This window comes from Glycomyces sp. YM15 (genome assembly GCF_016918015.1).
Lineage (GTDB): Bacteria > Actinomycetota > Actinomycetes > Mycobacteriales > Micromonosporaceae > Glycomyces.
Window position 1 is genome coordinate 57,299 of record NZ_JAERMK010000016.1, and the last position, 9,672, is coordinate 66,970.

13 protein-coding genes are annotated in these 9,672 nt (G+C 65.7%); 11 read left to right on the top strand and 2 right to left on the bottom strand.

The features are described 5' to 3' along the window. Positions 1–102 precede the first annotated feature (102 nt). The 5 genes from JHY01_RS17680 (at position 103) to JHY01_RS17700 (ending at position 3,813) form a co-directional block, all read left to right on the top strand. The gene (locus JHY01_RS17680) at positions 103–1,299 is read left to right on the top strand and encodes a helix-turn-helix transcriptional regulator (RefSeq protein ID WP_275889814.1); all 1,197 of its coding nucleotides are present in this window, start codon (positions 103–105) and stop codon (positions 1,297–1,299) included. A 7-nt stretch (positions 1,300–1,306) separates the two neighbouring features. Beyond that, entirely contained in the window at positions 1,307–1,798 is a 492-nt protein-coding gene (locus JHY01_RS17685) for a hypothetical protein (RefSeq protein WP_205326990.1), read from the top strand. 18 nt (positions 1,799–1,816) lie between these two features. Further along, positions 1,817–2,407, top strand: coding sequence for a class IV adenylate cyclase (locus JHY01_RS17690; RefSeq protein WP_205326991.1), 591 nt, complete (start codon positions 1,817–1,819; stop codon positions 2,405–2,407). A gap of 171 nt (positions 2,408–2,578) precedes the next feature. Continuing rightward, a complete protein-coding gene (locus JHY01_RS17695; protein WP_205326992.1) occupies positions 2,579–3,346 on the top strand; it encodes an XRE family transcriptional regulator in 768 nt (255 codons plus the stop codon). Next, positions 3,343–3,813 (top strand): NUDIX domain-containing protein, encoded by a 471-nt coding sequence (locus tag JHY01_RS17700; RefSeq protein ID WP_205326993.1) that lies wholly within the window; start codon positions 3,343–3,345, stop codon positions 3,811–3,813. The genes JHY01_RS17695 and JHY01_RS17700 overlap by 4 nt, the downstream gene beginning before the upstream one ends. Here the strand turns inward: JHY01_RS17700 and JHY01_RS17705 are convergent. Then, the gene (locus JHY01_RS17705) at positions 3,810–4,367 is read right to left on the bottom strand and encodes an HD domain-containing protein (RefSeq protein ID WP_307814491.1); all 558 of its coding nucleotides are present in this window, start codon (positions 4,365–4,367) and stop codon (positions 3,810–3,812) included. The two genes, JHY01_RS17700 and JHY01_RS17705, sit on opposite strands and share 4 nt — an antisense overlap. A 96-nt stretch (positions 4,368–4,463) precedes the next feature. Next, positions 4,464–5,495: an NAD-dependent epimerase/dehydratase family protein gene (locus JHY01_RS17710; protein WP_205326994.1), complete on the bottom strand. Its 1,032-nt coding sequence runs from the start codon at positions 5,493–5,495 to the stop codon at positions 4,464–4,466. A 124-nt stretch (positions 5,496–5,619) separates the two neighbouring features. On the opposite strand from JHY01_RS17710, the gene JHY01_RS17715 reads away from it, so the two are divergent. The 6 genes from JHY01_RS17715 to JHY01_RS17740 all read left to right on the top strand — a co-directional run bounded on the left by JHY01_RS17715 (position 5,620) and on the right by JHY01_RS17740 (position 9,535). Then, positions 5,620–6,102, top strand: a complete 483-nt coding sequence (locus tag JHY01_RS17715; protein ID WP_205326995.1) for an SAM-dependent methyltransferase — start codon at positions 5,620–5,622, stop codon at positions 6,100–6,102. A 36-nt stretch (positions 6,103–6,138) separates the two neighbouring features. After that, a complete protein-coding gene (locus tag JHY01_RS17720) occupies positions 6,139–6,465 on the top strand; it encodes a PCC domain-containing protein (protein WP_307814495.1) in 327 nt (108 codons plus the stop codon). Next, positions 6,462–6,992, top strand: coding sequence for a flavoprotein (locus tag JHY01_RS17725; protein WP_205326997.1), 531 nt, complete (start codon positions 6,462–6,464; stop codon positions 6,990–6,992). Before JHY01_RS17720 ends, JHY01_RS17725 begins: the two co-directional genes overlap by 4 nt. 114 nt (positions 6,993–7,106) lie before the next feature. Then, on the top strand, positions 7,107–7,709 hold the full coding sequence (locus JHY01_RS17730; RefSeq protein WP_205326998.1) for a hypothetical protein: 603 nt from the start codon (positions 7,107–7,109) through the stop codon (positions 7,707–7,709). A 117-nt stretch (positions 7,710–7,826) separates the two neighbouring features. Continuing rightward, a complete protein-coding gene (locus JHY01_RS17735) occupies positions 7,827–8,393 on the top strand; it encodes a class IV adenylate cyclase (protein ID WP_205326999.1) in 567 nt (188 codons plus the stop codon). Positions 8,394–8,710: 317 nt separating this feature from the next. Continuing rightward, positions 8,711–9,535: a hypothetical protein gene (locus JHY01_RS17740; protein WP_205327000.1), complete on the top strand. Its 825-nt coding sequence runs from the start codon at positions 8,711–8,713 to the stop codon at positions 9,533–9,535. Positions 9,536–9,672 lie beyond the last annotated feature (137 nt).

Sequence of the window (9,672 nt, forward strand, 5' to 3'; positions counted from 1 at the left end):
GGGCGCCAACCTGCATGAGGCCATCTCTGTAGTGTGGAACAGGAGCCTGCGGATATACCAGGCCTGCAGCGATTCCATTCGATTCCATGCGGAGGAACGGCAATGACGGTCAGCGAGAACGGACGCGTTCTCGGACGTACCATCCGAACGTTGCGTGAGCGAGCTGGCCGGTTCTCGCGGACCGAGTTCGCGCGCGCTTGCCACACTTCCGAATCGCACCTGAGGAACATCGAGAACGGCCACAAGGTGCCCTCGAAGGCGCTGCTGGCAGCCATTGAAAACGAGTTGGGCACCTCCGGTGTCCTGGCTCAACTCGCCGAGAGCACGCACCTTCCGACCCAGCGGCGGTCGCTCCTGCGAACCCTGAACCTCGCGGGCGCCGTGTTCCCCGACATTGATGAAGCCACGCCCGCGGCACGCATCGACCCTGCCGTCATGCGGTCGATGACGACTACGCTTCGCGACCTGGACAACCGGCACGGCGGCGGCCACGCCCACCATTCGATCGCCGCGTACTTCGACAACCTCGCGAACCCGACGCTCACCGGGGCCCGCTCCGACGCGGAACGCCAGCTTCTTGCGCCCGTCGTCGCCGAACTTGCGTTGGTCGCCGGATGGTCCGCGTTCGATGCTGGCATCGCATCGGCGGCCCGCCGCTACTTCGACCAGGCCCGCACCATCGCGCATACGGCGAGCTTGAAAGCCCTGGAGTGCGAAATCGTCATCGCGATCTCGAACCGGGCCGCTATCGCCGGTGACGCGAACGAAGCCGTGAACGCCGCCGAAGGTGCGGTCCGTGCGGCTGCGGCGATCGGCGACTGGTCCTTGACCGGTGAAGCGCGCATGGCGCTCGCCCACGGCATCGCACTCACTGGCGACGCCAAAGCCACCTCCCGCGCCATCAACGCAGCGGCTACCAATTTCGACCGGGCCGACCGCGTCGACGCCCCCGCGTGGATCGCCCACGTCGGTGAAGGCTGGTTCGACGGACGCATAGCCCAATGCCTGCGCCTGACCGCCGACCATCGCAGTGCCGCGGCCGCCGCTGAACGCACCGCCGCGCTCGCGAAACCGGGGCCTCGAGGCAACTCGCTCAATCTCGCCCACTGCGCGCTCGTCATGTTCGCCGCAAGCCGCCCCGAAGAAGCCGCCCGCTACGCTATGCAGGCACTGCAAGCAGGCCGGACCGTTCACTCGGCTCGACTCGACAGCTACCGGTGGCAGATCGCCGCGGCCGCGCGCCCGTTCACCGGTGTCGAAGCGGTCGCCGAACTGGAATCGGTCCTGGCTGAACACTGAGGAGAACATGGTGCGCATCGGCATCACCGGACACATGAACCTGTCACCGGACACTGCAGACCTCATCAGGGACACATTCTTGGCCGCGCTCACCGAATCTGAGCGCACGGGAGGCGAACTGGTCGGCGTCTCCTGCCTTGCCGAAGGCGCCGACGCCATCTTCGCCCAAGCCGTCCTGGACACCGGCAGCATCCTTGAAGCGCTCCTGCCTGCCCCCGACTACCGCGACACCCGCGTCAGCGAATCGCACCTGCCGACGTTCGACGCGCTCGTCCAGCAGGCCCACACCGTCCGCTACGCCGCCGATGTCTCCTCGATGGACGCGTACGAAGCAGCGAACGCCGCCATGCTCGACTCCATCGACGTCCTGTGGGCCGTGTGGGACGGACAGCCGTCCCCAGCGTGGAAACACGGCGGCACGGCTGACGCGGTAGCGGCCGCTGAAGCTCGCGGTGTTCCCGTCCGCCGGTTCTGGCCGGCAGGCGCCGAACGCTCCTGACCGTTCAAAGCGACCACCGTGATCGAGGCCGAACTCAAAGCCCGCGTTGACAAACCCGCCCGCGTCCGCGCCGCACTCGCGGCACTCGCCGACGCCGAGAACGCCACCTACCGCGACACGTACTTCGACTGGCCCAGCCACCAGCTCGACGCCGAAGGCACCGAAGTGCGCCTCCGCACGATCGAGACGGCCGCCGGCGCCCGCCATCTCCTCACGTACAAGCAGCCTGCCGTGGACGCCTCCGGATCCAAACCCGAACACGAGACCACGGTCGCCGCCCCGGAACCGGTCGCAGCCATGCTGACAGGCCTGGGCATGGTCATCCTTGTGGCGTTGACGAAGCACTGTGTGAACTACCGGTTCGACCGCGCTGGCCGATCGATGCTGGCCACGCTCGTGACTGTCCCCGAACTCGACGGGTATTTCCTCGAAGTTGAGACAGTGTGCGAACCGGACGCCGTTGACGCTGCGCTCGCGGAGATCCGTGCGGTGCTTGAGGAGTTCGGACTTGCCGATCGTCTCGACACCAGTACCTACACAGGGTCGGTCAAAGCCGCCCGTGCAGGTGAGGGCACTGGAAAGGGAGCCTCGTCGGCGGCTGGAAGCTGAAGCTTCGCATGCAGTGCCGGGGAGTCTCATTGATGGTCTCCGTCGCGTGGCCGGGCCGGGGTGTCGGTCTCCTTCATGGTGGTTGACGGGACAGGACGACTGAACTACACAATGGGACGCAAAGGGACGTCTTCAATGCCAGAAGTCGTCCCCAGCTGAGGAAGAGGCCCCATGCCCAACGAACGGTTGAAAGATGCGCTGCAGGCGGCGGGAATGACTCCCGAATCTCTAGCTGCCGCAATCGAAGTCGATGACAAGACCGTGCGGCGCTGGATCACGAGCAGTCGGACGCCGTACCCGCGCCACCGTTCAACGGTCGCAGCGATCCTCGATGAGACTGAGGAATACCTGTGGCCGAGTATCGACACCGCCGAGCGTCAGGCTCGGGTGTCGCAGTCCGAAATCGTCGCCACCTACCCGCGCCGCTATCAAGTACCGCCTGACCTGTGGCAGCGACTGTTCGACAACGCCACTGAACGCATCAGCATCCTCGTATACGCCGGGCTGTTCCTACCCGAGCATGACTTGCACCTGATCGCGGGCCTCAAACGGAAAGCCGCAGCCGGTACGAAGATCACGATCCTGCTCGGCGACCCCGACTGCGAAGCGGTGGCGGTCCGCGGCCGGGAGGAAGGCATTGGGGACGCGCTTGCAGCGAAGATCCGGAACGTGCTCGCTTTCTATCAGGAACTGCAAGGGACCGAGGGTGTCTTCGTCGGCTTCCACACCGCGACGCTGTACAACTCGATCTATCAGTTCGACGGCGAGATGCTGGTCAACACCCACCTGTATGGCTTCCCTGCTGCACACGCCCCGATCCTCCACCTGCGCAGGCTTGCCGGTGGTGCACTGTTCTCCTCCTACGCTGACAGTTTCGACCGGGTCTGGAGCGCCGCCCGTGACGTCTGGACCGGCGACCATGGCAAGGTGAGGCCATGAGCCGAATCGACCACATCAACAACCCGAACGCGCCCGCGCCCAACAGCGTCGTGCCCTCGACAGTCGCGTTCGTGACCGACAGCGAGGGGCGGGTGCTGCTCATCCAACGGTCGGACAACGGAGACTGGGCCCTACCCGGCGGCGGCCACGACCTGGGTGAGCGCATAGCGGACACCGCGGTCCGCGAAACGAAGGAGGAGACGGGCCTCGACATCGAAATCACCGGTGTCATCGGCCTCTACACCGACCCCGGGCACCTCATCGAATACAGCGACGGTGAAGTGCGGCAGCAGTTCTCGATAGCGTTCCGCGGCAAACCGGTCGGAGGCTCGCTCGCCACCAGCGCCGAATCAGTCAAAGTCGCCTGGGTGGGCGCTGGCGAACTCGATGCCCTGCCGATTAACCCGTCGATGCGACTGCGGATCGAACACGGCTTCGCCGATCGACCCGACCCGTATATCGGCTAGCGCTCCTGCAGCCTGGCCTCAACACGTTCGGCAACGTCGAAGAACTCGCCCGCGCTAGCGCTGATGAACTCGTAGACGACCGAACCGGGCACATAGCGCTCCTGGACTTCAGCAACGCGTTCCTCGACAGTGACGTCCTGCCCGTCAGGCCCGGTGGTCAGGTCGCAATACCAGAGCAAGTCCGCCACAGGGCCGACCTCTCGAACGAACTCACTGGACAGCTCCTTGTCCAGGCCGCGGAGCTCCGCTTCCGCGAGCGCGTTCGTGTGGTGCGCAACCAAGGCGGCGACGCGGTCGTCGAAACGTTCCGCTCGAAGCCAGCGCGCGCCATCAAGCGGATGGAAGCCGCTGGAGGCGACCTTCGGGGCGTAGCCGACGTCGTGCAGGACCGCGGACGCGACAAGGACCGATTGGTCACGTGGATCAGGCAGTGTGGCGGCCAACGCGTCGGCTTTGGCGGCCACCGCCTCGACATGCCGCCATCGGCGAGGCAGCGTCGTTCCCAGGTTCAGCTTCGCGAGCGAGCTTGCGCATCTGACCAAGTTCGTTTGCACTCGCCGATCCTAGACCGCGTGAGACTCCCGTTGAGGGGCTCTGAACCTCGACTTACACGGCAGGTGGCCTCCCTCCAAAGCCACCAGTACTTGGGGCTACTTCGCTCCCGAAGCGAGACTGGCCGCGTCGGCAGCGGTCGCCAGCAGAACCCGTTCGATCGCTACAGGGATGGCGTGCATTGCCGCCCGCGGATCCTCGAACGGCTCCCCGCCGTCCTGCATCCACGCCCACGTGTCCCTGACTGTGTCAGCGAGCGGCCGCGGTGCGAATCCAGCCGCGAGCGCCCGTGACGGGTCGACCTGCCATGTTCCCGTGGCGGTTCGCCACAGTGGCGGCTGCGTCCACTCCCGAAGGTCGGCAGCCTGCAACTGGGCATCAGTGACCCACACCGGTGCGCCGGCAGCGCCAGTTGCCGCGAGGCACGCGTCGATGAGGCCGCCGAACGTGTCGCGGTCGAGCGGCGCCGCGAGGTTGAAGACGCCCGTGCTGGCGGCGGCCGCGTGGTCGAGGACGAACGCGGCAACGTCGCGAACGTCAACAGGCTGGATCCGCGTGCCCGGATCGCCGGGGGCAACGAAACGGCCCCCAGCGGCGATGCGCTCCAGCCACCACGTGAGCCGCCCCGAGTACTCCCACGGGCCGAGAATTACGCCGGGGCGGATAATGAGCGCCTGGCCGTCCGTCTCCCGCTCCACGGCGGCCTCCGCACCGGCCTTGTATATGCCGTACACGCCCGCTCCCCAGTCCCACGACGCCACGTCCACGTCCGGGTCGCCAGCGCGCCGCGGCGAGCCTTCATCGACCGGCTGGGCGGGCCAGTCCTGGTAGGCCGACACCGTGGACACGAACACGTACCGGCCCGCAAGCGGGGCCAGGACGCGGGCGGCGTCGCGAACCTCCGCGGGGATCACGCCAGGAACGTCAACAACGACATCCCACGGGCCGTGCCCGGCCAGTCGGGCAAGGTCGGCCACGTTTCGACGGTCGCCCTGCACCGCTTCGCACCGTTCCGGTGCAGGCCCGGAGGATCCGCGGTTGAACACGGTGACCGACCAGCCGCGTCCGGCGGCATCGTCGACCACGGCACGGCCGAGAAACCTGGTGCCGCCCAAAACGAGTATGCGCATACACCGATACTGCACTGATATACGCAACGGCACCAGACACGAAGCTGCCATCATGTCAGGACCAGAGGAACCGGCACCCGGCAAGAGCGCCTACGCTCGAACTCTGAGCACCCCAAGGAGTCGCATGCCAGAGGAATTCACCGTCCGACCAGTCGCCCACGTCATCGGCGGCAGAGAGCAACCCACGGACGACTACTGGGGCGGCACGAAGTCGATCATCCGCATTGACGACCCGCGGTTCGACGAAGAGTCCACTCGGGGTTTGGAAGAGTTCACCCACCTTGAAGTCGTGTTCTACTTCCACTTGACCGACCCCGCAGACCTGCACTTCGGCGCTCGCGCCGCCCGCGACAACCCCGAATGGCCGAAAGTCGGCGTGTTCGGTCACCGGAACATGCGGCGCGTCAACTGGCTCGGCGTCAGCCGCTGCAAACTCCTCAAAGTCGACAGACTTGACCTGCACGTGGAAGACCTCGACGCTGTAGACGGCACCCCCATCTTGGACATTAAGCCCTGGTTTGCCGAGATGGGTCCGCAAGGCGAGACGGGACAGCCTTCGTGGGTTACTGCGATGCTCGTGGACTACTTCGCTCCCAAGCAGACCTGACCACCGACCTCAACTCGGGAGCACCTTGTGACGATCGTGATTGACATCCGCTCCGGTGAAGTCCTCGAGGAGCTGCAGCAGGCGGTAGCGGACCGCGGCATCCGCAACGCGGCCATAACCCTAGTGGGCGGCGTTGACGCGTTTACGATTTCGACCATGCCAGCGCACAACGCCCTCCAGGACGACATCACCACGTACGACCAGCGCGGCGAACTCACCGGCACTGGCGAGGTCGTCGACGGCCGAGTCCATGTGCACGTCGTGTGCGGGATCGAAGGCGACGTGGCGAAAGAGGGCCACCTGCACGCTGCGACCGTGGCCACGTTCTTCGTGCGCGCCTACGTCAACGAGATCACTGAATGAGCACGGTCTACCTGATCGTCTGCGGCGCAGGCCCAGCAGCGCGCGCCCACGAGTTCACTGAGCACACCGCGGCACGGGGATGGGAATGCCACGTGATCGCCACCGACATGGGCGCCCGCTTCATCGACCGCGAACGCCTCGAGACCGCCACCGGCCACCGGGTAATCACGACCCACCGGGAACCGGGAACACCCCGCCGGGACCGGCCCGCAGCGGACGCGGTCGTGATTGCCCCAGCGACCGCGAACACCATCTGCAAACTCGCCGCCGGGATCACCGACACGTACGCTCTCGATGTCGCCTCCGAATGCATCGGTCTCAGCGTGCCCACCGTCATCGCCCCGTTCGCGAATACCGCCCTGACCGGGAGAGCGCCTTACCAGCGCGCCGTCCAAGCGCTGGCCGCTGAGGGCGTCACGATCCTGGACGTGCCCAGCCACCGCCCGCATGAGGGCGCTCGGCACCTCGACCGTTTCCCATGGGCGCAAGCGTTCGACGCCGCGCTCGCCTCTGTTCGGAGTGGATGACCCCGGAACGAGCTGCCTGTGCGGGGGATGGCGCCCCTATGCCTCGCATGCGTACGCTGACTGCTCAAGGTGTTGCGCGCGTGGGAGTCCACCGTGAACGGGTGAGGTGGTGTGATGATCGAGTTCGGGAACGGTGAGATTGGATGCGACCATGACGCGTTCCGTAAACGCTTCAACACGTCCGACTGGAAGTCGATTACGCCCGCGACAGGCGACGAGGGCCTGCGCGCCGACATGTACAGCGACCCCGACGCCGGTCCAGGGCACGTGCGAGCCATTGTCGCCGAAGCGACCAAGATCGGCGACGTCTGGCAGATGCGGCTCTGCGCGACCGTGGTCGACAATGACGGTCAGGCGCACACAGGAACCCTCGGGAAGCACTATAAGGAACTGACCTCAGCGGCCTCGGCGAAGATGCAGGCGACACGGAACGCGCACGGGTTCGCGCGGGGCAACCGCGTGGAGTTCGAACCTGACGTTCACAGCGGGCCGTGGCAGCCCGGCGACTGGGTGATCGACGCGGCCGGTGCTGTATGGGTTCGCGCCTCAGAAACGGATGCGGCCGCGGGCATGGCCTGGGCGAAACCGCCAGCGGCGGCGAGACGCCAGCGCGCGAGCACGACCGTCGTTGCCGTTCCCGCGGGCCGCGTGGACGATGCGCGGGTGACCCTTCCGGTGCACCTGCTCATTCGGAACGGGTACCCAGTGCAGGCCTGACGGCGCCGCCCGGCACCAACGCGCACCACCGGGCCCCGGTCACCTGGGCAACTCGGTACGGTCTCATCTGGACGCCCGAGGTGAGCGAGTGTCGGCCCCAGCGCTTACCGTTACCGGATGCGTCACGAAGTCGAATGCAAGTACCGCCTGGGCGACCCCGCCGAACTCGTCATCGCCCGCCTCGCCGGCCACGGGGCCATCTGGTCCGATTCGAAGCTCCAGGATGACCAGGCGTACGCCGAAGTTGGCTGGAGGCACGGCATGGCGAAAGTCGGATACACGTTCGCGCGCCTCCGCACCGAGAACGGGACGCGGACGTGGTTCACGGTCAAGGAGCCCCGGGTCAACAGCATGGCCAGCCTTGAGCAGGAAACCGAAGTGCTCGACCGTGACGCCATGCACGAAGCGCTCCTCATCATGGGTTACCGGCCGACCGTCCGCATCCGCAAGACCCGCCGGGCCGCCACCGTCGACGGGATCGTGATCTGCCTCGACGACGTGGAAGGCCTCGGAATGTTCCTTGAAGCGGAAGTCATGATCGGTGAGGATGCCGACGCGATCGCCACGCAAGCACTGCTGCATGAGCGGGTGACCGCGTTCGGATTCGACCTCGAGCGCGTCGAGGACACGTACGACACGCTGCTGGCGAACGCCAGTGGTGCCGCGTCTGCGATCGCGGCGTGATGATGGACGTTGACTGTGGGCGTTGACCTCTCCGCTCTTCGGACGAACCGACACGGTAAACCTGGTGACAGTCTTGCGATCATGAACGCATGGCTTTGAACGATGAGACGTGCGCTGCGCCCGGGTGTTCGAATCTGAGCTCCCGACACGGCGAGCATGTGCTTCCGAACTGGCTCATGCGTGCCTTCACTAGCCACGTGTGGCCGCGAGGGCCGTATTCAGCCGGGAATTCCAGGTCGGGCCTGGAGCTCGAGTCGACCCAGCCCGCGTACGCGAAGCTGCCCTGCTGCAAGGTGCACAATGCACAGCTTGACACCGTGTTCGAAACGCATGGTCACAAAGCTGCGAAACGCCTGTTCGGCATCGAATCGCTACGAAACGACAAGGGCCGCACCGACTACGCGTTGCTGCCCCTGGAGCAGCAACCACCGCTTGATCAAGCCGAGGCGGACCGGTTCGCGCGGTGGCTCGCGAAGACCATGGTGTTGCTCAACCACCCGCGGACCGTGGAGGCAATGAACAGCCAGCCGGTGTGGGCTGACCGTGACCGTGCCGCATTTCCGACTTCGGTGTTCACCGACATCTTCAACGGGACGGTGCCCGAAGGGTTGCACCTGTGGATCACCGTCTCCGAACTGGGAGCGGGCGAGACCGAGTATGTAGACGTTGGCGCTCGCGTGCAGTTGGACCGTTCACTTCGACATCCAGTCGCAGGGGCGTCGCGCGGACTTGCCCTGCGGCCCGGTGCCGCGGGACTGTTCCTGAACGTCCAGGTCGTGTGGGCGCCGGGGCTCATCGTGGTCCACCCTGATGAGGAGACCGGAGCGGCAGTCCGCGTTTGGCCGTGTCCGCCGGCGCCGCTTCGGATCGCGGACCTGCCGGTCTTGGACGAGTGGACGGCGAGCCGGTTCCGGTCGACGTTCTACATCGGTGGGGTTGGGTTCGCGCACGAAGCAGGGCGCACACCGGTGATCGCTGAAGGCGTGTCCACGCTCGCGGTCACCGACACTGCTCGCGGACATGACCTGCACTGGTGGGATTTCATGAACGCGGATGCCCGGATTGACGCCGTCGTATTGCACCTGCGGCGCACTGGTGTGCTTCAAGGCGAAATCACGAGGAATGGAAGCCTCACCGACTAATTGAGACTGTCACATCGTGGCAAGTTCGCACGTAGTTCCTCTTCGAGTAGATCACACCACGATACGACTACAACTCGCAAATGATCTGGGAAAATGATGAGCATTTCGCATAGAATTGAGACACCTCAAACGATTCA

What these genes read in the sequence shown, in the direction of transcription:
- JHY01_RS17735 (WP_205326999.1), top strand. Translation starts at nt 7,827, where the DNA reads ATGCGTCACGAAGTCGAATGCAAGTACCGCCTGGGCGACCCCGCCGAA.
- JHY01_RS17710 (WP_205326994.1), bottom strand. Translation starts at nt 5,495, where the DNA reads ATGCGCATACTCGTTTTGGGCGGCACCAGGTTTCTCGGCCGTGCCGTG.
- JHY01_RS17695 (WP_205326992.1), top strand. Translation starts at nt 2,579, where the DNA reads ATGCCCAACGAACGGTTGAAAGATGCGCTGCAGGCGGCGGGAATGACT.
- JHY01_RS17730 (WP_205326998.1), top strand. Translation starts at nt 7,107, where the DNA reads ATGATCGAGTTCGGGAACGGTGAGATTGGATGCGACCATGACGCGTTC.
- JHY01_RS17700 (WP_205326993.1), top strand. Translation starts at nt 3,343, where the DNA reads ATGAGCCGAATCGACCACATCAACAACCCGAACGCGCCCGCGCCCAAC.
- JHY01_RS17715 (WP_205326995.1), top strand. Translation starts at nt 5,620, where the DNA reads ATGCCAGAGGAATTCACCGTCCGACCAGTCGCCCACGTCATCGGCGGC.
- JHY01_RS17680 (WP_275889814.1), top strand. Translation starts at nt 103, where the DNA reads ATGACGGTCAGCGAGAACGGACGCGTTCTCGGACGTACCATCCGAACG.
- JHY01_RS17685 (WP_205326990.1), top strand. Translation starts at nt 1,307, where the DNA reads ATGGTGCGCATCGGCATCACCGGACACATGAACCTGTCACCGGACACT.
- JHY01_RS17725 (WP_205326997.1), top strand. Translation starts at nt 6,462, where the DNA reads ATGAGCACGGTCTACCTGATCGTCTGCGGCGCAGGCCCAGCAGCGCGC.